We start from the raw sequence: 21,515 nt of genomic DNA, 5'->3' as shown, positions 1-21,515 counted from the left end.
TATTATATCTAAAGTATAATGCCAACATGAAAATATATGATGTTTTAATATTAGGTGCAGGTGCAAGTGGCTTGATGTGTGCCTCCCAGTTAAGTAAAAAAATGAGTGTCGGAATTATTGATGTAAATGCTAAAGTTGCTCAAAAACTCAAGATTTCAGGTGGCGGAAAGTGTAACATTACAAATGTGAGTGTCTCTAAAAATAATTTTGATGGAGATATGAATCTAGTATCTAGTGTATTAGAACGTTTTTCTAAAGATGATTTGTTGGATTTTTTACAAATAAACTCTCTAACTCCGGTTATAAGAAAAAATCGTTACTACTTTTGTAAAGACTCTTCGGATGAAATTATAAATATTTTAAAAAGATTGACTAAACACCAAGATCTTATATTGAGCAGAGAGATCTTAGGTGTTACAAAAAAAGATGATATATTTTATGTTCAGGCACTTCAAGGAACGACAAAAGCTAAAAGAGTCATAGTAGCAACTGGTGGAAAGAGCTTTAAAACATTGGGAGCAAGTGATATAGGACTTGAGATAGCAAAAAGTTTTGATATTACTACTAAAGAATTCACTCCCGCACTTGTAGGACTTACTGTTCAAAAAGATCAGTTTTGGATGAAAGAGTTAAGTGGTCTAAGCTGTTATGTCCATATTAAAGTAGATGATAAAGTCTTGGATGAAGATCTTCTTTTTGCACATAAGGGTATAAGTGGACCGGCAGTTCTCTCGGCATCTCTATATTGGAAAAAAGGAAATATATCAATAGATTTTTTGCCAAATAAAAATATACTAGATCTTGTCAACGGAAGTAAAAAGCTTGTCTCTTCAGTAATCCCTTTGCCAAAAAGACTCTCACAAGCAATACTAAAAGCAATAGGTGTTGATGATACAGAGTGTAAAAAATTAAGTAAAGAAATAAAAGAAAAACTTTTAACTATCCATAAATATGAGTTTGCACCGGCCGGTAATTTTGGTTTTACGAAAGCTGAAGTTAGCAGAGGAGGAGTTTGTGCAAAAGAGTTACATATAGACTCTTTAGAATCAAAAGCTGTACAAAACCTACATTTTATAGGCGAGGTTGTCGATGTAACAGGAGAACTTGGAGGTTATAACTTCCAGTGGGCATTTAGCAGCGGTGTTATTTGTGCCAAAGAGATTAATAGGTCGCTTTAAAGTTTGCTTCAAAAGCTACAAGGTATAATTGTTTTAAATATAAAGGGGTGAAGAATGTTAAAAAAAATAAGTAAGGTAATTGTTGCTACAGCATTGGTAGCATCGTCTCTTTCAGCTGGTTCATTAGATGACTCAAAATATAAGTTTAATATAAACTCGTTGATCGGTTTTGAAGCTGGATATAGTGCTTTTGATTATGAGCGTATTGCAGGTGCTATAACTACAGATAGAGCAACCGTTAACTTAAATCACGGTGGTATTAAGATAGGGGCAGAGTCAAGTAACTACAGACTGTTTTTAAGTGCTAGAGCTTTTGACGGGGGTGATTTTGATTATGCTCGCGCTTATGGCGTAGAAGTTCAATATCTTCTAAACTTTTCTAAAATGGCTAATGTTTACTTTGGTGTAAATGCAGGTAAAGTAGATATGAGATTTGAAGATAAAAAGAATTCTAACACAGTTAAACTAGGTGATGGTTATATGGGTGGAGATGTAGGCGTAAATGTACACCTAGGAAAAAGTGCAGACTTCGAAGTAGGTGCAAGATTTATGAGTCTAAATGCAAGTGCAACAGATGGTGCTGTTAAATATGACTTTGATAATATTGTAACTGGTTATGCAAGTATTATCTTTAAATACCAAATGGACTAATAAGTGAGATATATTTTAACAATTCTTCTTCTTGCAGGTTTTGCACATGCAGACATAATAAAGAAAAAAACCTTAGCGTGCCCGACGATTGAACAGCTTGAAAAAGCACCGGTAGATAAAGCTGATAACTTAACTGACCTAAGTATGTATGCTATTGCAAATGACTGTGTTATGATAGACAGGAGAGATAATATTGAGGCCGTAGGTTATGATCCTACAAACTCAAAAGAAATTTATCAAAAAATATTTTACAAAAAAACAGCTGTTTATCTTTATGTGCTTCGTTCATCCATTCAAGTTGAACAAGATGGAAAAAAAAGTTCATATAGATTTTAAAACTATTAACAAAATCATCTTCTTTTATAATCAAGATTTATGGTGGATAACCCATAAATCTTACGATTCCTTCCCTGTTTAAACTTATAAAACTTAAATAATTTATTTATATAATCAATTGGAGTAAAAAATTATATATAAAGGATTATAATATTTGATAAGCTTAAAAAAGGATTTCATGATGAATGACAGTAATAAGTTAAATCTTAATAAACTACTTTTTAATCATCATAAAAACACCGTTTTGATACCAACGGTTGTTATCGCAGTTTTACTCTTTATCTTATATTTTGTTGCAAATGCGTATGTTTACAATCTTATTAAATCTACTTTCATAAAAGAGGCTAAAAGACATGGACATGAGATACTTTTAAATGAATCAAAATATATTGGAACTACCTTATCTGAAATATCAAGATTGAGTCAGATACTGCAAAAAGAACATGAATCTTTCTTTTCAAATGCTTCTATTAGCTATTTACCTGCAGGAACGCCAAGGTTTGAAGTCGCCAAAAATGGTGTGTTCTATAAATCAAATAAAGTAGGTTCGGCTCTTTATTATTCGTCTAGCACTAAAATCACAGAGAAAGAAAGAGCAAAAGCACTACGATCAGAGATAATGGACATTAACTTCAAAAATATCGTGGATTCCAATCCAAATATTACGGCTGTCTATTTTAATAGTTGGGATAATATGAATAGAATCTATCCATATATTGATTCTATCTATGATGTGTTTGGTCCAAGTATTAATATAAGTGAATATAACTTCTACTATTTAGCAGATGCAAAGCACAACCCTAAAAGAGAGTCTGTGTGGACTGGTGCATATTTAGATCCTGCAGGAAATGGTTGGATGATATCTTGCATAGCTCCAATCTATAATAAAGATTTTTTAGAAGGTGTAACCGGTATTGATATAACTATTGATAGTTTTGTAAAAAGTATGTTACAGCATGAATTACCTTGGAATGCCAGTATCTTTATGCTTGATGAGCAAGGAAGTATTTTAGCAATGCCAAAAAAGATTGAAGAAATAGTGAAAATTAAAGAGTTGTTGAATCATAACTATACGGGGACAATAGAAAAGACAATTGTAAAGCCATTAGAGTTTAATTTATTAATGAATAAAGACAAACCTTTTACTCAAGAATTTATAAGACATTTTAAAAATAAAACAGATATGTTTGAGTTAAATGTAAACTCTGTAGATTACCTGTTATTGCAAACGACAGTTGGAGATACGGGGTGGAGATTAGTGTTATTAATTGAAAAAAATACAATATTTCACTCTATAAATCAACTTAAAAAATATGCAGATATCATCGGATATAGCGCGATAGTATTTGCAATAGTTTTTTACTTTGGATTTTTGTTATACACAATAAAAAGGTCAAGGTCATTTTCACTAAAGATCACAAAACCAATACAAGAACTATCTAGACAAACAACATTTGTAGGTAGTGATAATATTAATACACCGTTAATCCAAAGTGATATAGAAGAGATAGATCAGTTAAACCATAATTTTTCAAAGATGGTTCAAGAGCTTAATATAGGTAAAAAAAATCTAATCAAAACCGAAAAAAAAGCAAATATATATCATGAAAAATCATTGACCGATCCGCTAACAGGTTTATATAATCGTACGAAAGCAGAAAATGTTATGGATAATGAGATGAAATTGGCACAATTATGCGGTCAACCTTTGTCTATAGTTATGCTAGATATTGATTATTTTAAAAATATAAATGATACACATGGACATTCTATAGGAGATAGTGTTTTAATAGAGTTTACAAAAGTAATAAATGATAATTCCAGAGACACTGATATCGTAGTTAGACAAGGTGGAGATGAATTTATGATTATATGTCCAAATACTAAAGCTGAATCAGTTGAGTTATTTGCAAAAAACTTATGTGGATTTATTGAAAAGAGTAGCTACAATCAAAAACATAAGGTAACATCGAGCATAGGAGTAACATCATATAAAATTGGAGATACAAAAGATGATTTATTTGACAGAGCTGATAAAGCACTTTATATGGCAAAAGAAAAAGGTAGAAACTGTGTTGTTAGTTTATAAGAAAAGAAATATTTGATGGTGCTCGATACTGGGCTTGAACCAGTGACTTCTTCCATGTCATGGAAGCACTCTACCACTGAGTTAATCGAGCACAATTTTTCTTAGTATACAGATTGAGTTATACAAGTAAATTGAGGGCATAATTTTACCCAAGAAATCTTAAAACAATTTTTCTTTAGTTAGCCGCAATATTTATATTTAATTTATGTTTAGTGAGTGTATAATTTCACTATTAAAAAAAGTACCCAAAAGGTAAGTTATGAGTTTAACTGAGTTACAAGAGTTAGGATTAAAAAATATTGGTAAGGTTCATCATAATCTAAGTTATGATGAGTTAATTCAACATGAGCTTGAAAATAGCGAATGTGCACAAACAAAAAAAGGTGCGACAGCTGTTGATACAGGTATTTTTACTGGTCGTAGCCCTAAAGATAAGTACTTCGTGGATTGTGATCCATCAAACAAGTACATTGCGTGGGGTGATGTAAATAAAAAAGTTTCTGCTGATATTTTTGCAGAACTTTTAAAAGTTGCTCAAGAACAACTTTCAGGTAAAGATTTATATATTACAGATGTTTTTTGTGGCTCAAGTGCAGCTTCAAAAAGGTCAGTTCGTTTTGTATCTGAAATAGCTTGGCAGTCACATTTTGTAAAAAATATGTTTATTCGTCCAACTGCTCCAGAGTTAGAAGTTTTTAAATCAGACTTTACAGTTTTAAATGCATGTAAAGCTGTAAATGATAAATGGAAAGAACACGGATTAAACTCTGAGGTATTTGTAATGTTTGATGTTGAAAACAACATTGCAATTATTGGTGGTACTTGGTACGGTGGTGAGATGAAAAAAGGAATTTTTTCAATGATGAACTACTGGTTACCACTGGAAGGTAAACTTCCTATGCATTGTTCTGCAAATGTTGGTAAAAATGGAGATACTGCACTTTTCTTTGGACTAAGCGGGACAGGTAAAACTACTCTTTCAACTGATCCTAATCGTGCTTTAATCGGAGATGATGAACATGGTTGGGATAATCACGGTGTATTTAACTTCGAAGGTGGATGTTACGCTAAAGTAATTAACCTAGATGGAAAAAGTGAACCTGAAATCTATAATGCTATTAAAACAAATGCATTGCTTGAAAATGTTGTAATGTATGGTGAAGGTGAAGTAGATTATGAAGATGGAAGTAAAACAGAGAATACTCGTGTTTCTTACCCAATCGAACATATTGAAAACCATAAACATGACTTAATGGCTGGTCATCCTGAAAACATTATCTTTTTAACAGCAGATGCTTTTGGTGTTTTACCGCCAGTATCTAAGCTTACAAAAGAGCAGGCAATGTACTACTTTTTAAGTGGTTATACTGCTAAAGTTGCTGGAACAGAACGTGGTATTACTGAGCCTGTTGCAACATTCTCTGCATGTTTTGGCGAGGCTTTCTTACCTCTTCATCCAACAGTTTATGCAGATCTTCTTGGTAAAAAAATAGATGAGCACGGCGTAAATGTTTATTTAGTTAACACTGGTTGGACAGGTGGCGGTTATGGTGTTGGCAAGAGAATGAGTATAAAAGATACTCGCGCTTGCATCAATGCTATTTTAAATGGAACCATTAAAGAGAGTGAATTTGATACTACTAAAACATTTAGACTTAATGTTCCTAAAACTCTAGGTGAGATTAATCCAGATATTTTAAATCCTCGTAATGCTTGGGAAGATAAAGAACTTTTTGATAAGACTAGAGATAAGTTAGCTGAGATGTTTGTAGCTAACTATAAAAAATACCAAGATGGAGAGCATACAGACTATGCGCCATTTGGTCCAATAGTAGGAAGCTAGCTTTTAGCTTTACTGCATCTTACACAAATATCCAACACGGCAGGCTAGTAGAGCCTAGACTTAGTTGGATATTTTGCATAATCTACAACAATGGTACTTACGATTTCTTTTTAGTTGCTTTTTCCATATAGAGCCATAAAGCTCCTCCGAAAAATACCAAAATAATAGGTGCTATCCAAGGTTTGTCACCAATAGTCTCAGCAAGTTTAACTAAAACACTTCCCGAATAATAACTTCCCAGTCCAAATACTAATGCCCAAACAGCGGCACTCAGTACGTTCAAGATAGCAAACTTTTTAAAGTCATATTTTGTAAGTCCTATAGCAATAGGAATTAGAGTTTTGATTCCATAAACGAATTTTTGAATTAGTATTATCCATGAACCATTTTTTTTCATCATTACATGAGCAAGTGCTAATTTACGTCTATGTTTACGTAGACCTTCCATCATCATCGTTTTTTGGTATCGTGCCATATAAAAAAGTAGTACATCACCTATTGCATTAGCTGTAAAAGCAATAGCTATTGACATAGTTAAGTCCATTTTTCCCATAAAAGATAATACACCTGCCCCGATAAGTGCTACGAAACCACCACCAAGTGAGTAAAGGAAAAGTCCTATATATCCATAAGTTGCTAAATTAGTAAAAGTATCTTCCAAAAATTAATCCTTAATTTTATTTCATAAAATGAAGGAAACCTTCATCTATTTCTGACAATGTCGGAAGTATACCCTCAAGGGGCGCAATGTTTCCGACATTTACGTTAACACTAGGTTCTCTTTGACGGATAGCCCATTGCACTAGTGCGATTATTATAGTTGTTTTATTTTCATTATTTCATCACGAAGTCTAGCAGCCTCTTCAAAGTTTAACTCTTTTGCTGCTTGCTTCATTTTTAAAGACAGCTCTTTCGTTATAGCTTTCTTCTCTGATGCTGGCATTTTATCCATTTTTTTGTGCTTTTGGTAAATACCACCATAATCTTCTACTTTTAGGTTTGTGTCGAGCTTACGAATAGTAGTCGTTGGTGTTATACCATGCTCTTTATTATGAGCTTCTTGAATAGCTCTTCTTGAAGTAGTCGTATCTATAGCTTTTTGCATCGATTTTGTTATTTTATTTGCATAAAGTATAACTCTGCCGTTTGAATTTCTAGCACCACGACCGATTGTCTGGATAAGTGCAGTCTCACTTCTTAAAAAGCCTTCTTTGTCAGCATCTAAGATTGCGACAAGAGATACTTCTGGAAGGTCTAAACCTTCACGAAGCAAGTTTATTCCTATAAGAACATCAAACTCACCAAGCCTAAGCGCACGTATGATTTGATTGCGTTCAATTGTATCTATATCAGAGTGCATATACTGAACTTTTATGCCTAAGTCAGCCAAATATTTTGTAAGTGCTTCAGCCATTTTTTTAGTAAGAACAGTTATAAGAACTCTTTCATTCTTAGGCGTGATTTTTTTAATCTCATCATGTATATCTTCAACTTGATTGTCTGATGTTTTTATCTCTAAAATTGGGTCAAGAAGTCCAGTTGGTCTGATAATCTGATGTGCGGTTACACTAGACATTTCAAGCTCATACTCAGCAGGAGTGGCTGATACAAAAAGATAATGCGGAGCTTTATTTATATATTCATCAGCCTTTAACGGTCGGTTGTCCAAAGCACTGGGAAGTCTAAAACCATAATCAACCAACACCTCTTTTCTAGCTCTGTCTCCTGCATACATACCACGATATTGAGGAAGTGAAACATGAGACTCATCTACTATTACTAGATAGTCTTTATGATTAAGAGCGAAGTAGTCAAGCAGAGTAAATGGAGCATCTCCCGGCTTTTTATTTGTAAGAAGTCTTGAGTAGTTCTCAACTCCTTTGCACATACCGGTAGTTTGTAGCATCTCCAAATCAAACTCAACTCTCTGTTTAAGTCTTTGATACTCTAAAAGTTTTCCAGCAGATTGAAAGTACTCAAGTCTATCATCTAGCTCTTCTTCGATGCGCTTGATTGCTACTGCCATTTTTTCTTGAGAAACACTAAATTGTGAAGTAGCATAGATAGTAAAACTTTTATGATCTTCTAATCTTTTATTATCAATAACTTCAAAAGTATAAATAGCCTCTATTTCATCGCCAAAAAATTCTATACGAATTGCTTCTTGTTCAAAGTAAGGTGGATAGATATCTAAACTTTCTCCATTAACACGTATATGACCACTGTCAAAATAAGTGTCATTGCGACTGTAGCCCATCTCAACTAAACGAAGTAGAAGTTTTTTCTGAGATATCTCATCTCCAACTTCTAAGGCTTGAACCATATTGAGATATTCTTCAGGATCACCAAGACCGTAGTTTGCCGATACAGATGCTATAACAATAACATCATCGTAAGAAAGAAGGTTGGCAGTTGATGATAGTCTCATACGCTCTAGCTCATCATTTATAGCACTATCTTTTTCTATAAAAAGGTCTTGTCTAGGTATGTAAGCCTCAGGCTGATAATAATCATAGTAAGAAACAAAGTACTCAATATGATTATTTGGAAAGAATTCTCTAAACTCACTGTATAGTTGAGCAGCAAGAGTTTTGTTATGAGTCATAATAATAGTAGGCATCTTAACGTTCTCTATAACCTTGGCCATAGTGTATGTTTTACCGCTACCCGTAACACCTTCAAGTGTTTGATAGCGATTACCTTTTAGTATTGATTCACTTAACTCTTTGATAGCTGTAGGCTGATCACCAGCTGCTTCGTATGGAGTATTTGCTATAAAATTCGGTTCTTTTTTCATTGATGAAATTATAGCTAAATTGCTGTTTTTCTATGGATTTATGAGTGTATTGTTGTCTTGAAGTTTATATTTAAAATAAAATCTATTACTTTTTCTTTTGGCATTTCACAAGGTTTTAAAAGTCCATTACCTATGTTTGTATAATAAATGTGTACTACATTATATAGTTTGATTAACTTGCCTTTTAGATGAGTTTGTTCAGACTCACTATTATCGCTCTTTAATATTGTTTATACAATAGTATAATAAAAATAGTTATAAGAAATTTAGGTAAATTTGTAAGTATAAATAACAAGGTTAAAAATGATTAAATTAAAAAAATGGATATATTTAGCAATAGTTTTACTGCTATTTTATTATATATTTATCGTAAATATATGGGTAACACTTTGGATTGTAGCTTCTTTATATGTAGCATTTAAACTATATAAAGTCTACGCTAAAAGTAAATTAAGAAAGATATCAAGCTCTAAAGAGTTATTTAGAGAGAGTGAGTTGGGACTTTTTATTGCACTTGTTGCAAAAGTTGCTAAAGCAGATGGAAGAGTACAAGAACTTGAAGCACAGCTTATTGGTATTATGTTTGATGACATTTCTGCTATATTTGAAGATAAAGATAAAACAAGAGCTATCTTAAAAGAAATTTTCAATGAAGAAAAAGAGAGAGATGACGACACAAAAGTGATAGCACAATCTTTAAATATACTACTTGGTCGCAGTAGATTAAAACGCAAACAATTTATAGAATTTTTAATACAACTTGCATTTGTAGATAATGGGATTAGTTCTGATGAAGACAGAGTTTTACGTGAAATAGTTTCAGAGCTAAATGTCACTCCATCTGAATATGATGCTATGGTGAGCAAGTTTGAAAATATGCTCAAAAATAAGCACCAATCAATGAATCTTGAAGAAGCTTGTAAGATCTTAGGTGTAAATGAAGGCGATGATATGAGTCTAGTTAAAAAGACGTATAGAAAACTTGTGCGTCAATACCATCCAGATATTATAAAATCACAAGATAATGATGAAGCCTACATAGAAGAAGCTACAGCTAAAACTCAAGAGATAAATCAAGCGTATGAGATTTTTAAAGAGATAAAAAAACAGTAGATTGCAAGTTGAGAAATGCTCCTTTCGAAATAGAATTATATTTAAGTAGTAGCTACTTTGAAAATTATTAATAATTATAACTAAGTTTTATTAGTATCATAATTTCAACTTTGTATATTGTAGTATGTCAAAAATAAAGTTGGAGATAATATGAAAAAAATCATTGTTGGATTAATGGCTGCGTTGCTATTTTTAGGATGTAGTTCAAAAGATGTTGAAGAACTAGCTGTAGAACCAAAGTTAGTTGTAGGTAAGAGTCTATCAGATATGGCATTAAATGATCAGTTTGAAAAAGCACAAGTACTAGATGCAGGAACTAAAAAAGTTATTTTTGCATTTTCAAAAGATATAGCACATACATGTAATGACTACTTTGTTACTCAATCACCTACATATTTAAGTGATAACAATACTCAGTTTGTTGCAGATGTTAGTGCTGCACCTTCTCTGATCAGAAGTATGTTTATTCTTCCAGGATTAAAAGATTTTAAACATACTGTTTTGCTTTTAGATGATAAAAAAGTTGCAGCTCCATATAGAGCTGATATGAATGTAGAAAAAATTGTAGTTGCATATATTGATAATAAATCAATTACAGAAATCGTAACAATCAGTTCAGAAGATGAGCTGAAAAAAGTTATAGAAGCTAAGTAGCTTCTATAACTAAGACATACTTTTCAAACTCGTTTTTATTAACTGGTTTTGAAAAGTGGTAGCCTTGTAAAATATCACACTTTTCCTCTATTAAAAACTCTTTTTGCAACTGAGTTTCAACACCTTCAGCAACAATACTTAAGTTCAAGTTTTTAGCAATATTTAGAATAGTTTTTACCATGTTTGTATCTTTACTTACATCATTTAATTCTGATATAAAAGATTTATCTATTTTCAGCTCATCGATTGGTATTTGCCTTAAGTAACTAAGAGATGAATATCCTGTTCCAAAATCATCCATAGAGAAGCGAATACCACACTGTTTGATTTTATTCATGGTGCTTATCAGTTTAGTTATATCTTCGGCAACACTAGTTTCAGTCATCTCAAACATTAGCTTTGAACTTAGTTCCGAGTTCAGATATTTTTTACATAACTGGGCTACATCATCAGTAAAAGTATTGTGAAACATCTGACGCATACTGATGTTAATAGAAAGCTGCTTGAGGTCTATTCCTTTTTTATCCCAATCGCTAAAAGTTTTAAAAGCTTCTTCTAGTATGAAGTATCCTAGTTCTACTATAAATCCTGTCTGTTCAGCAATAGGAATAAACTCATCAGGACCAACCTGACCTAAATCCTTGTTATACCATCTAACAAGTACTTCACAACCAATAACTTCCGAGTCGGAATTAAGTTGAGGTTGATACTGTAGAGTAATTTCATTGTTTTCAATAGCAAAATGCAAAAATCTTTCTATCTCAAGTTTTCTCTCAACTCTTACTGAAAGTTCGTCATTAAAGATCATTACTCCATCTCTTCCTTGAGATTTCGCTTCATACATAGCAATATCTGCTTCTTTTATAAAAGTTCCGGCTTTCATTTTTGGATTGTCTATAATGCTTACACCTATGCTTGCACTAATGTACATATGATGTTCTTGGATTACATATGTCTGTTTAATAGAGTCTAATAGTTCATTTGCAAAGGCTATAGCATTGTTTAAACATACATCCTTATCTTTGCATGTAGAGCTTAATATGCAAAACTCATCTCCGCCAAGTCTAGATACATGGGCTCCATGCTTTTTGGAAATCATAGACATTCTATTAGCAACTTCACATAATAAGAGGTCTCCAACATCATGGCCTAAAGTATCATTAATAGTTTTGAAATGGTCTAAATCAATTAGCAAAAGATATACATACTTATGGTCATTTTTTTGAAGTTTTATTGCATTTTCAAGCAGTTCTATGAAGTAGCGTCTGTTTCCAAGTTTAGTCAAGTAATCATGATAGGCTTGAAACTTACTTTTTTGTAAGTAGTTATAAGTGTTTCTAGAAGCATACAGAAGTACCCATCCTAAGACTATTGTTAAAGTTGCAAGAAGATAACTGTAAGGCTCACCGACAAGAATAAGATAGATTGTAATTGGTAGCATAGAAGAAGATAGTATAAATAGAGCTAGCTTTTTTTCTGATACTAAGATTGTGGTAGAAACTACTGAAACCCCAAGTTGTGTTGCTATCGCTATGTAGTGCAGCTCCACAGCATCTCTAGAAACATATACAAAAAAGATGATAGTCCATATTGAGAAATAGGTAAAAAGGAAATATCTGGTCTGTGCCAACCACTTCTCTTTTTCTTCTATAGAATAGTTATTAGGTGAATATGACTTATATAGTCTAAAACCCCAAAAAGAAACTAAAACAATAAGCAAATACCATAATATTTCAGGAAGGTAAGAATTGTATAGACTACCTATAAAGACATAAGAGAGTCCTGTACTGGCAAAGAGTCCTATTAAGATAAGAATCTGTTTGTGCATAAAGTTGTAAAAGTTCATATTGTCTAGCATACTATGTTACATCTCCATGTAAATATAAAAAATTATTATAACCAAAGTTCTTCTAATCAATTACTGTTTAGAGAAAATAGGTCCAAAAACTAAGGAATTACTTAGACGAGTAAAGTTAAGGTTAGAATATTTGTGATAGAATTATACCCATATAAAACAGATAGGAATTTTAATGCAAAATCAAACAAATTTAGATAAATTAAACGATAAAGTATCACAAATACTACAAAACTATAACACTTTAAAAGAAGAGAATAAAAATTTTCGCATAGAAGTTGTTACACTCAAAGCTGAAAATGAAGCAAAAGACTTTGAGATAGAAAAACTTACAGAAGCAAATGTTATGAAAGATCTAGAAATAGAAGAGATAGTTGAAAAAATAGAAAGTATTTTAGGCTAAGAATTCATGAGTAAAAAAATAGGTTTACATATAGGAGGTCGTCGTTTTGATGTCGATGTTGAAGATGATTTTGCACCATTTTTAGAACAGCATATGGCAAAAGACTTCAACGTAGATGGAAATAATGACTTGAAAAAAATGCTTCACGCTTATGTAAGAAGAACTCATGAACTATTCCTTCAAGATAAGGAAATAGAGAAAATATTGAGAAAAACAGAACTTTAGTTCTGGATTTAGGATACTATAAGCTAAAAGTGCTATAATTTCATCCTCTCAAAATAGAGATGGTGTGCGCTCGTAGCTCAGCTGGATAGAGCACTGGTTTGCGGTACCAGCGGTCACACGTTCGAATCGTGTCGGGCGCACCATACTTACTTAATGATTATTTCCCACAAATCTAATTCTTAATTTACTAAACGTCGCGGAATAGAGCAGTTCGGTAGCTCGTCGGGCTCATAACCCGAAGGTCACAGGTTCAAATCCTGTTTCCGCAACCAAAACTAAATCCTTTATGTATAGGTTTTATAACAACATTTTTTAAACAATTTTAACTAGACTTACGTATCGTATCACTAAGCCACATTAAACACTTTTTAGAACCCGTCAACTTGTTATCTCCCTATTGTTAAATGATTTAATGAAAATTTAAAACAAAAGGAATATAAATGTCAATTAGAAATATAAAACAGACAGAAAAAGTAAAAGTACTTTTAAGACTATTAGATAATAATGAAAACATGGAAACAGCTTGCAGCAAAGCGGGACTTAATGTCGAAGTAGCAAAAACACTCCTATCTTTATAGTAAGAACTTATTCTTCCAAAACTTACATAATAAATTAAATTAATGACACTCACGGCATTGATTTAATGTAATATACTTACATACCGTACTCCTTATCGCTTAACTGGATAAAGCAGTCCCCTCCTAAGGGATAGCTCGTGGTTCGAGTCCACGTAGGGAGACCAATGAATAAAAGGAACGAAGTGTTTAGATTATTTAAAGAAAAAGAAAAAGAAAAAATTAAGATAGAAATACATAATCGTTTAATTGATATTAGAATAGGTAGAAAATACGCTAGAGGGGAAGATATGGATGGTAATAATTATGAATGCCTTAATTATACAGCGGAAGAAGTATATGATAATTCTCTAAACACTTCTGATGATTTAAAAGCTGTCAATAAATTATATTTTATAGAAGGATATGATTTACAAACAAAAGAATTATCACGTGTACTTAAAATAGCTAGAAAAACTAAAAGATAATATTGAATATGGCGTAGTTTAAGAAAGTGAAATTATTCTTTATATGCCTTTATTCCAATGCAAGCTACCTTCTTGTGAAGATAAACTTTCAAAGTGTTTATAACCAATACATCCATAATCAGCAATGCTAGTAATTTCAATTAAGTTGACTAACAAACCAAAAATTATCCTTCATAGGTTGAAAGTAATCTGCAAACATTTTTTTGCTTGACCGGTAGTGTCATATAGACGTTCGATTTGCTTTTTTCATGATATTATTTTTTTATTCTTATCATTAGTTGAGTTTTTCTGTCTCCTACATATTCCATATCAAATAAGTCTAGTGCCTTAATGAGGTCGCCCATTTTTTTAAATCCATAGTTAACTTGAGAAAAAGAAGAATTTTTTCTTATATACATAGACATATCTTTGACATCTGCCCATCCTTGCTCATCTGATGTTACGTCAACACCTTGCTTAAGTAGATTAATAAGTTTATAGTCTTTTCGTATATCATAGTTATTTCCAACATATTTTGTAACAGCTTCAGTAATAGCTTGATGCTTGTTATTTTTAGAAATATCTTCTACTGTCTCATCATTTAGTAATACACTTAATTTTTCAACATATATGAACTGTGAACATGCATTTACAAATGCCATAGGCGTCTTTGCTTCTCCATATCCATACACCGTTAGTCCATCAGATAATATTCTTGTGACAATAGGAGTAAAATCACTATCGCTAGTTATTAAAACAATAGCTTCAAGGTCTTTTGTGTATAAGATGTCCATAATGTCAATAATCATAGCTATATCTGTTGCATTTTTACCTTTAGTGTAAGCAAACTGCTGAATAGGTTTAATATTATAATCTTGTAAAATATTTTCCCAGCCGTAAAGTTGTTTATCTTTCCAATCTCCATAAGCTCTTCTAATATTTACGGTTCCATATTGAGATAAATCATCAAATATGCTTTCTATATATTTTGAACTTACATTATCGCAATCTATAAACATTGCAATGTTGTTTTTATACATATTTTTCATTTTAATTCCTAATTAAGTTTATGTTTTTTTTCTAGAAAATTATTGCACTTTGTTATTTATTATACAAAAAGTATGTAAAATGAATAGGCAGTATAAATTATTAGATTTTAAAATACAGATTTTGAAATATAGACTAGCCAAAAATATATGTATAACACCACAATAAGCCCTATACAATCATTATTAGTATTTAAGTATTGTTACCGGTAAATCTTCATAATAAAATATATTTACAATTTTATATATATTTTTATTTCATTACGCCATAATATTAAATATGATTTATGTTTTATAAGAACAATTAGGGGACAGTCATGCCATTTGAAATTACAGATTTAAAAGAGCACAATTCAGAGTTACTTAAACTTCTTACTCAGCATCTCCCTGATATGTTGTGGGTTAAAGATTTAAATGGAATATACCTTTATGCAAATCAATCTATATGTGACGGCTTACTAATGGCAAAAGACACGAAAGAACCTATAGGAAAAAATGATGTCTATTTTGCTCTACGGGAGAGAGAAGCTCATAGTGACAAACCGGATTGGCATACATTTGGTGAACTGTGTTTTAACTCGGATCAAGTTGTTATAGATAACAATAAAGCCATGAAATTTGAAGAGTACGGAAATGTAAAAGGAGAACTTCTTTATCTCGAAGTATATAAGGCTCCATTTTATGACAAAGATGGGAAAATTATCGGCACAGTAGGTGCCGGTCGAGATATAACAAAACTAAAAAAGATACAACTTGATCTAGAAGAAAGTCTCAAAATATTGGATCAGCAAAGAGAACAGCTAAAGTCATTTAACGAAGAACTTGAAAAGCGAGTTAAAGAGGAAATAGAAAAACAGCAGAATCAAGAACGTCTTATAATCCATCAGTCTCGTCAAGCGGCAATGGGAGAGATGCTTGAATCAATCGCACATCAGTGGAGACAGCCATTAAATATTATTGGATTAGCAACAGCAAATTTGGAGACACAGTATGCTATTGGTTCTCTTGAGAAGAAGGATTTCCATGAAAAGATGGAGATCGTCTCATTAAATATTAATTATATGTCTGACACAATTGATGATTTTCGAAATTTTCTAAATCCGGAGAGAGATATGATTACTTTTTCTCCGCAGAGAAGTATTGAAGAAGTTTTAACAATTCTAAATGCTCAACTTAAAAGTAATAAAACTACTCATACACTTATAAGCAATTGTGATCTACATTTCTATGGTGTTGAAAACGAGTTCAAGCAGGTAATGTTCATTTTGTTTAACAATGCTATAGATGCGATTAAATTACAAATGGAAGAAAAGATTATTGAGCAAGGGAAAATTACTATTTCCATTAGCTGCCTGGATGATCAAGGAATCATCGAAATAAGTGACAACGGTGCTGGTATCGATACTAATATTATAGACTCTGTCTTTGATCCATATTTTACCACTAAATACCATTCTCATGGTATGGGGATAGGACTTTATATTGCCAAAAATATTATAGAGACAAGAATGAAAGGTTCATTAAGTGTAAAAAATATTAAATCGGGCAGTTGTTTTATTATTTCCTTACCTTTGATCAGCCACTAAATTTTAAAATTTAAGATTGTTAAATTAGATTATTGTTTATTATTGTTGCTATGTTTAATATTATTGTAAAGTAAATAATAATAACATAAACAATGAAAAAACTACGACATAAAGAAATACTCGAAAATATCAGTGACTGGCTATGGGAAGTAGACAGTAGTGGTGTATATACTTATTGTGGTGAGAATGTTTATAATTTTTTGGGTTTTCATGCTGATAAAGTAGTAGGTAAGACACCATTTGACTTTATGAGTGAAGAAGAAGCTATTAGAGTTAAAGAAAAGTTTGCTGCTTATGTTGAAAAAAAAGAAAATATAGTAAATCTAGAGAATACACATACCCATAAAGATGGACATGAAGTCACTGTGCTTACAAGTGCTATTCCTATTTTAGATAAAAATGGTGCCTTACTTGGATATCAAGGTATTGACAAAGATATTACAGATATTAGAGAAGTAGAAAAAAGCCTAAAAGAGAATCAAAAGATGCTTGCGCAACAAACTAGAATGGCACAAATGGGTGAGATGATCAGTATGATCGCTCATCAATGGAGACAGCCTCTTGGCGCAATTTCCTCAGCTGCTATAGATCTGCAAATAAAGATGGAACTGGAGTTTTTTGACTTGACGACTGAAGAAGGTAGAGAGGAATATACAGAGTATTTTTTTCACAAAATAAAAGATATAAATGAGTATGTGCAAAATCTAACAGCTACTATAGATGATTTTAGAAACTTTTATAAACCAAATAAAGAATCAGTATGGGTAAAACTCGATGAGGTGATTTCAAAGTCATTAAATATAATCCAAGCCTCACTTCTAAATGATAATATCAAAATCATCAAGAACTATAAATCTACTATTGATATAGAACTTTACAGTAATGAAATGATGCAGGTTATTCTAAATATCTTGAAAAATGCGCAAGATAACTTTAATGAAAAAGATATAGAAAATAGATATATTAAAATTACCACTAAAGATAAAACAATCTCAATATGTGATAATGGCGGAGGTATTGAAGAAGATATAATTGATAAAATATTTAACCCTTACTTCTCTACCAAAGATGAAAAAAGTGGAACCGGATTAGGGTTATATATGGCTAAGACTATTATTGAAAAGCACCATGCAGGAAATATAACTGTAAAAAATACAGATGATGGAATATGTTTTATAATAGAGTTAGGAGATATTTGTATATAATGCCATTATGAAAATATGGATATTAGATACAAAAGCCCCAAGCCACCGTCTTGTACGTCTTAATTGTGAAGATCATAGTGATTTTACATACCTGGGTGATTTAGATGATAGTGAGTTAAGCAGGTTCTTTTTAGAACTTAAGGATGATATTGATGTTGAAAAAAACATAAAACTACTAAAATATTACGGATATCTACACCTTTTTATTATTGCTAAAAAGTAAAGCTATCCATACCTTGTTTTTATAGGAAATAGTATTTTAAGATATAATTAATACTTATTTAGTGAAAATATGTTATGAAGAAAATAAAGAATGACTTTACTATGAACCTTATAAGTGCTTTTTTAGTTTTTGGCATAAGTTTTTTGTCAGTCAGTTTTTTTGCCGTTTTTAAACTAAATGAGAATATTGCCTTTAAGAATGCCAAAGTCAATGCACAAATGGTATATCACCTGAAAACTTTTCAATTTGAGACATACATAAATGATATGGTAAATGAGCTTTATGAAGATGAAGTATGGTACTCGAAAATAGATTCAAAAACCGATAAAACCAGTTCTTAGAGTAGGAATACCAATTGTTAGAGACTCTAAAAAAAGGTATTTTAATCATTAATCTCTTTATGAATTATTTTTTAAAAACATTGATTATGTCTAGTGAACATGACATTCTTTTAATAGACAAAGATAATAAAATTATCGTCTCAACTGTAAATAATAAGAATTGGCAAATCTTGGTGAGATGCTGAGTATGATAGCACATCAGTGGAGACAGCCTTTGGCATATATATCAGCAATATCAGGAACTTTGACTCTTGATATTATTATGGATAAATATAATGGAGAATTTTTTAGAAAAAGACTAGAGTCAATAGGAGAATTACCATGCATCTGTCTTCGACAATAGATGACTTTAGAAGCTAGAAACATCTCTATTGAAATTGAGTTAGAAGAGAATATAATAGTAAAGACCTATGTTAACGAAGTTAAGCAGGTAATTCTAAATATATTAAAAAATTCCGAAGATGCATTAGTGGAAAAGAATGATAAAGATCCTAAAATATGGATATCCTCAGAAGTAGATGAGAAGTATGTTTATTTAAATGTATCCGACAATGCCGGTGGAGTTCCAGAAGATATAATTGAAATAATCTTTGAACCATATTTTACTACTAAACAGGCAAAAGATGGAACAGGACTTGGCTTGTACATGTCTAAAACCATTATTGAAGAGCACTGCAATGGTAGACTAAGTGTAGTAAATATCGATAATGAGGCAAAATCTATTATCTCTCTTCCTCTAAATGAATTAAGTAATGTAGTGATAAAATAAATAAAATTGATACTTTAGGGAATTAGATGAGAATAATATTTATAGCTATAATTACTGTTATATTCAGTGCATCTTTATTCGCTTTAGATGGTGAGCAAAAGTATAACAAGGTAATCTCTAGTATAGAAAAATATTACTATAAAGCATTTTCCAAAGATGAAATAATAACTAAAGGCTTAGATGAATTTATAGAAAACACTTCTCTTCTTGGTCAAGACGATAAGAAAAAAATCGATGTTAAATTTAAATTTTACAATAATAAATATGGCAAAGACTCTAAAGAGAGTGCATATAAAAAGATAAAAACTATTATAGAGTTTTTATTAAAAGAGATGTTCTCTAAAGAAGAAATTTACGACATACTTATACATGCAACTATGGAATCACTAGACTCTCACTCTAGCTATTTAGATAAAAAACACATGCAAGAGTTGAAAATTCAGACGGAAGGTGTTTTTGGAGGGCTTGGAATTACTGTAGGAAAAAGAGAAAACAAATTGACCATTGTCTCACCTATTGATGATACTCCTGCTTTTAAAGCAGGTATAAAAGCAGGTGATATTATTTTAAAGATAAATGAAATTCCTTGTGAGAATATGTCAATAAATAAAGCAGTTACCCTTATGAGAGGAAAAGTCAATACATCTATAAAATTGACTATATTACGTGATTCAGAGATATTCCCTGTAACTATTGTCAGAGACTTTATACGAATAAAATCAGTAGATACCAGAGAACTTCCAAATGATATTTTGTATTTGAAAATAACTACATTTGATAAAAATGCTCTTAAAAGTATTACCAAAGCCATTAAAGAAAAGAAAAGTTCGAATAGAAGTATAATTTTAGATCTTAGAAATAATCCTGGTGGACTTCTTTCTGAGTCAGTTGCTATAGCAGATCTATTTATGAACAGAGGAAATATTATAACTCAAAATGGTCGTTCAAGTATTGTTTTAAAATCATACAGCGCAACAGAAGAAAAGACTTTAACAGAAGCCCCGTTAGTTGTTTTGATAAATGCAGGAAGTGCTTCTGCATCTGAGATTTTAAGTGGAGCACTTCAGATACATAATCGTGCAACTATTATTGGTGAGAGATCTTTTGGAAAAGGAAATGTACAATCCATTATTCCTATAAGCAAAGAAGAATCTATAAAATTAACAGTTGCACACTACTTATTGGCTGATGGTAATAGTATTCATAATATTGGTATTAAACCGAATTATATTGTAAATACAGATATTGAAAATGGATATGATGTGGCTTTAGCAGCGGCTGAAGATTATTTAAATAATCAAAATATTTTTAAAAATAAATATTTGACAAAAGCCTATGGAACAGGGATAGAACGTAAACGATTTAGAAATCAGAATATTGTACAAAAAAAAGTAAAAGTATACGAAGAGAGTCTGCGAGAGCGTTTAAACAAACTAAAAAAAGCTCCTGAAGATAGTAGTAAATGGTTAATATCGATAGGTATAGAAAACTATGAGTATACAGAAGATGTAAAGTATTCTAAAACAAGTGCTGAACTCTTTAGCGAGTTATTGCAAAAAAAGTATGGAATTGCACAACATCGTAGTCTAGTGCTTGTTGATGGTGAAGCAACTATGGGTAGAATCAAAAATAAGATGAAAAGACTGCTTAGAGAAGTGAATAGAGGTGATACTATCTACTTTTATTATAATGGTCATGGAGTACCTGTTCCAAGTCAAAAAAATGAGCCATATCTTTTACCTAACGATGTAGAACCAGAGTTTGCAAGTGATGATAAATTCTTTAAAATGCAAAATATATATAAGCTTCTTTCTTCCTCAGATGCAGATAAAATAATAGCAATTATTGATAGCTGCTTTAGTGGAGGCAATGATGGGAAAAGTCTTATAAAAGGTGTGGCTGCTACAAGACTGGTTCCAAAAAATGTGACTTTTAATAAGAAAAAAATGGTAGTTCTTTTTGCTGGACGAGGAACTCAATACTCTAATATGTTTGAGCAAAAAGGACATAGACTTTTTTCTTACTATGTTATGGATTCTATCTTAAAGGGTAGAGATGACGTGGAGATGCTATATAATGAAGTTTATGTAAATGTAAAAGATGAATCATTTAAGATGGGAGATATGCATCTGCAAGAGCCTACAGTTGTGGGCAATAAAAAACTAAATTTCAAGTAACTA

The 21,515-nt window shown here is 31.5% G+C and carries 22 protein-coding genes and 4 tRNA genes; 21 read left to right on the top strand and 5 right to left on the bottom strand.

What is annotated here, in order from left to right; genetic code table 11:
- Positions 1-26 precede the first annotated feature (26 nt).
- From ABZC13_RS02980 to ABZC13_RS02965, 4 genes are all read left to right on the top strand, one after another.
- Positions 27-1,178: an NAD(P)/FAD-dependent oxidoreductase gene (locus ABZC13_RS02980; RefSeq protein ID WP_372999838.1), complete on the top strand. Its 1,152-nt coding sequence runs from the start codon at positions 27-29 to the stop codon at positions 1,176-1,178.
- Positions 1,179-1,232: 54 nt separating this feature from the next.
- Positions 1,233-1,829, top strand: coding sequence for a hypothetical protein (locus ABZC13_RS02975; RefSeq protein ID WP_372999835.1), 597 nt, complete (start codon positions 1,233-1,235; stop codon positions 1,827-1,829).
- A gap of 3 nt (positions 1,830-1,832) precedes the next feature.
- Entirely contained in the window at positions 1,833-2,165 is a 333-nt protein-coding gene (locus ABZC13_RS02970; protein WP_372999832.1) for a hypothetical protein, read from the top strand.
- 181 nt (positions 2,166-2,346) lie between these two features.
- Positions 2,347-4,254, top strand: a complete 1,908-nt coding sequence (locus tag ABZC13_RS02965; RefSeq protein WP_372999830.1) for a diguanylate cyclase — start codon at positions 2,347-2,349, stop codon at positions 4,252-4,254.
- Positions 4,255-4,270: 16 nt separating this feature from the next.
- Here ABZC13_RS02965 and ABZC13_RS02960 read toward each other — a convergent pair.
- A tRNA-Val gene (locus ABZC13_RS02960) sits at positions 4,271-4,345 on the bottom strand.
- Between the two features lie 168 nt (positions 4,346-4,513).
- Here ABZC13_RS02960 and pckA point away from each other — a divergent pair.
- Positions 4,514-6,097, top strand: a complete 1,584-nt coding sequence (gene pckA / locus ABZC13_RS02955) for a phosphoenolpyruvate carboxykinase (ATP) (RefSeq protein ID WP_372999827.1) — start codon at positions 4,514-4,516, stop codon at positions 6,095-6,097.
- A gap of 97 nt (positions 6,098-6,194) precedes the next feature.
- On the opposite strand, the gene ABZC13_RS02950 is transcribed toward pckA, so the two are convergent.
- Together ABZC13_RS02950 and uvrB are read right to left on the bottom strand one after the other, a co-directional pair.
- Positions 6,195-6,758, bottom strand: a complete 564-nt coding sequence (locus ABZC13_RS02950) for a DedA family protein (RefSeq protein ID WP_372999824.1) — start codon at positions 6,756-6,758, stop codon at positions 6,195-6,197.
- 153 nt (positions 6,759-6,911) lie between these two features.
- Positions 6,912-8,894, bottom strand: coding sequence for an excinuclease ABC subunit UvrB (uvrB, locus tag ABZC13_RS02945; RefSeq protein ID WP_372999821.1), 1,983 nt, complete (start codon positions 8,892-8,894; stop codon positions 6,912-6,914).
- 303 nt (positions 8,895-9,197) lie between these two features.
- Between uvrB and ABZC13_RS02940 the strand changes: the two genes are divergently transcribed.
- Together ABZC13_RS02940 and ABZC13_RS02935 are read left to right on the top strand one after the other, a co-directional pair.
- Positions 9,198-10,007 carry a TerB family tellurite resistance protein gene (locus tag ABZC13_RS02940; protein ID WP_372999818.1) on the top strand — a complete coding sequence of 270 codons (810 nt, stop codon included), beginning with the start codon at positions 9,198-9,200 and terminating at the stop codon, positions 10,005-10,007.
- A gap of 150 nt (positions 10,008-10,157) precedes the next feature.
- Positions 10,158-10,661 (top strand): hypothetical protein, encoded by a 504-nt coding sequence (locus ABZC13_RS02935; protein WP_372999816.1) that lies wholly within the window; start codon positions 10,158-10,160, stop codon positions 10,659-10,661.
- On the opposite strand, the gene ABZC13_RS02930 is transcribed toward ABZC13_RS02935, so the two are convergent.
- A complete protein-coding gene (locus ABZC13_RS02930; RefSeq protein WP_372999813.1) occupies positions 10,654-12,519 on the bottom strand; it encodes a putative bifunctional diguanylate cyclase/phosphodiesterase in 1,866 nt (621 codons plus the stop codon). The genes ABZC13_RS02935 and ABZC13_RS02930 overlap by 8 nt on opposite strands.
- Positions 12,520-12,691: 172 nt before the next feature.
- Between ABZC13_RS02930 and ABZC13_RS02925 the strand changes: the two genes are divergently transcribed.
- The 7 genes from ABZC13_RS02925 to ABZC13_RS02895 all read left to right on the top strand — a co-directional run bounded on the left by ABZC13_RS02925 (position 12,692) and on the right by ABZC13_RS02895 (position 14,186).
- Positions 12,692-12,919: a hypothetical protein gene (locus ABZC13_RS02925; protein WP_372999810.1), complete on the top strand. Its 228-nt coding sequence runs from the start codon at positions 12,692-12,694 to the stop codon at positions 12,917-12,919.
- A gap of 6 nt (positions 12,920-12,925) precedes the next feature.
- The gene (locus ABZC13_RS02920) at positions 12,926-13,144 is read left to right on the top strand and encodes a hypothetical protein (RefSeq protein WP_372999807.1); all 219 of its coding nucleotides are present in this window, start codon (positions 12,926-12,928) and stop codon (positions 13,142-13,144) included.
- A 66-nt stretch (positions 13,145-13,210) separates the two neighbouring features.
- Positions 13,211-13,287, top strand: a tRNA-Arg gene (locus tag ABZC13_RS02915).
- A 52-nt stretch (positions 13,288-13,339) separates the two neighbouring features.
- Positions 13,340-13,416 (top strand) — tRNA-Met (locus ABZC13_RS02910).
- A gap of 168 nt (positions 13,417-13,584) precedes the next feature.
- On the top strand, positions 13,585-13,722 hold the full coding sequence (locus ABZC13_RS02905; protein ID WP_372999804.1) for a hypothetical protein: 138 nt from the start codon (positions 13,585-13,587) through the stop codon (positions 13,720-13,722).
- Between the two features lie 88 nt (positions 13,723-13,810).
- Positions 13,811-13,886: transfer RNA gene (locus ABZC13_RS02900), tRNA-Arg, on the top strand.
- Positions 13,887-14,186, top strand: a complete 300-nt coding sequence (locus ABZC13_RS02895) for a hypothetical protein (RefSeq protein WP_372999801.1) — start codon at positions 13,887-13,889, stop codon at positions 14,184-14,186.
- 254 nt (positions 14,187-14,440) lie between these two features.
- Here ABZC13_RS02895 and ABZC13_RS02890 read toward each other — a convergent pair whose 3' ends face one another.
- Positions 14,441-15,214 (bottom strand): NYN domain-containing protein, encoded by a 774-nt coding sequence (locus ABZC13_RS02890; protein ID WP_372999798.1) that lies wholly within the window; start codon positions 15,212-15,214, stop codon positions 14,441-14,443.
- Between the two features lie 314 nt (positions 15,215-15,528).
- Between ABZC13_RS02890 and ABZC13_RS02885 the strand changes: the two genes are divergently transcribed.
- The 7 genes from ABZC13_RS02885 (at position 15,529) to ABZC13_RS02855 (ending at position 21,512) form a co-directional block, all read left to right on the top strand.
- Positions 15,529-16,797: an ATP-binding protein gene (locus tag ABZC13_RS02885; RefSeq protein ID WP_372999795.1), complete on the top strand. Its 1,269-nt coding sequence runs from the start codon at positions 15,529-15,531 to the stop codon at positions 16,795-16,797.
- Between the two features lie 92 nt (positions 16,798-16,889).
- On the top strand, positions 16,890-18,002 hold the full coding sequence (locus tag ABZC13_RS02880) for an ATP-binding protein (protein WP_372999792.1): 1,113 nt from the start codon (positions 16,890-16,892) through the stop codon (positions 18,000-18,002).
- Positions 18,003-18,009: 7 nt separating this feature from the next.
- A complete protein-coding gene (locus ABZC13_RS02875) occupies positions 18,010-18,225 on the top strand; it encodes a hypothetical protein (protein WP_372999789.1) in 216 nt (71 codons plus the stop codon).
- Between the two features lie 74 nt (positions 18,226-18,299).
- The gene (locus tag ABZC13_RS02870; RefSeq protein WP_372999786.1) at positions 18,300-18,566 is read left to right on the top strand and encodes a hypothetical protein; all 267 of its coding nucleotides are present in this window, start codon (positions 18,300-18,302) and stop codon (positions 18,564-18,566) included.
- 160 nt (positions 18,567-18,726) lie between these two features.
- Entirely contained in the window at positions 18,727-18,909 is a 183-nt protein-coding gene (locus ABZC13_RS02865; protein WP_372999783.1) for a hypothetical protein, read from the top strand.
- Positions 18,910-19,335, top strand: a complete 426-nt coding sequence (locus tag ABZC13_RS02860; RefSeq protein ID WP_372999780.1) for a sensor histidine kinase — start codon at positions 18,910-18,912, stop codon at positions 19,333-19,335. It abuts the gene before it with no gap.
- Between the two features lie 26 nt (positions 19,336-19,361).
- Positions 19,362-21,512 carry a S41 family peptidase gene (locus ABZC13_RS02855; RefSeq protein ID WP_372999777.1) on the top strand — a complete coding sequence of 717 codons (2,151 nt, stop codon included), beginning with the start codon at positions 19,362-19,364 and terminating at the stop codon, positions 21,510-21,512.
- Positions 21,513-21,515: the final 3 nt, after the last annotated feature.

Source organism: Sulfurimonas sp. (assembly GCF_041563035.1).
GTDB lineage: Bacteria > Campylobacterota > Campylobacteria > Campylobacterales > Sulfurimonadaceae > Sulfurimonas.
The sequence above is the reverse complement of the archived record's forward strand: the minus strand, read 5'-3'. Positions and strand labels throughout refer to the sequence as shown.

Excerpts from the sequence above, each read along its gene's own strand:
- ABZC13_RS02935 (WP_372999816.1), top strand. The coding sequence starts at position 10,158 with ATGAAAAAAATCATTGTTGGATTAATGGCTGCGTTGCTATTTTTAGGA.
- ABZC13_RS02920 (WP_372999807.1), top strand. The coding sequence starts at position 12,926 with ATGAGTAAAAAAATAGGTTTACATATAGGAGGTCGTCGTTTTGATGTC.
- ABZC13_RS02880 (WP_372999792.1), top strand. The coding sequence starts at position 16,890 with ATGAAAAAACTACGACATAAAGAAATACTCGAAAATATCAGTGACTGG.
- pckA (WP_372999827.1), top strand. The coding sequence starts at position 4,514 with ATGAGTTTAACTGAGTTACAAGAGTTAGGATTAAAAAATATTGGTAAG.
- ABZC13_RS02940 (WP_372999818.1), top strand. The coding sequence starts at position 9,198 with ATGATTAAATTAAAAAAATGGATATATTTAGCAATAGTTTTACTGCTA.
- ABZC13_RS02975 (WP_372999835.1), top strand. The coding sequence starts at position 1,233 with ATGTTAAAAAAAATAAGTAAGGTAATTGTTGCTACAGCATTGGTAGCA.
- ABZC13_RS02885 (WP_372999795.1), top strand. The coding sequence starts at position 15,529 with ATGCCATTTGAAATTACAGATTTAAAAGAGCACAATTCAGAGTTACTT.
- ABZC13_RS02855 (WP_372999777.1), top strand. The coding sequence starts at position 19,362 with ATGAGAATAATATTTATAGCTATAATTACTGTTATATTCAGTGCATCT.
- ABZC13_RS02890 (WP_372999798.1), bottom strand. The coding sequence starts at position 15,214 with ATGAAAAATATGTATAAAAACAACATTGCAATGTTTATAGATTGCGAT.
- ABZC13_RS02930 (WP_372999813.1), bottom strand. The coding sequence starts at position 12,519 with ATGCTAGACAATATGAACTTTTACAACTTTATGCACAAACAGATTCTT.
- ABZC13_RS02875 (WP_372999789.1), top strand. The coding sequence starts at position 18,010 with ATGAAAATATGGATATTAGATACAAAAGCCCCAAGCCACCGTCTTGTA.
- ABZC13_RS02925 (WP_372999810.1), top strand. The coding sequence starts at position 12,692 with ATGCAAAATCAAACAAATTTAGATAAATTAAACGATAAAGTATCACAA.
- ABZC13_RS02895 (WP_372999801.1), top strand. The coding sequence starts at position 13,887 with ATGAATAAAAGGAACGAAGTGTTTAGATTATTTAAAGAAAAAGAAAAA.
- ABZC13_RS02905 (WP_372999804.1), top strand. The coding sequence starts at position 13,585 with ATGTCAATTAGAAATATAAAACAGACAGAAAAAGTAAAAGTACTTTTA.
- ABZC13_RS02860 (WP_372999780.1), top strand. The coding sequence starts at position 18,910 with ATGACTTTAGAAGCTAGAAACATCTCTATTGAAATTGAGTTAGAAGAG.
- uvrB (WP_372999821.1), bottom strand. The coding sequence starts at position 8,894 with ATGAAAAAAGAACCGAATTTTATAGCAAATACTCCATACGAAGCAGCT.
- ABZC13_RS02980 (WP_372999838.1), top strand. The coding sequence starts at position 27 with ATGAAAATATATGATGTTTTAATATTAGGTGCAGGTGCAAGTGGCTTG.
- ABZC13_RS02965 (WP_372999830.1), top strand. The coding sequence starts at position 2,347 with ATGAATGACAGTAATAAGTTAAATCTTAATAAACTACTTTTTAATCAT.
- ABZC13_RS02870 (WP_372999786.1), top strand. The coding sequence starts at position 18,300 with ATGAAGAAAATAAAGAATGACTTTACTATGAACCTTATAAGTGCTTTT.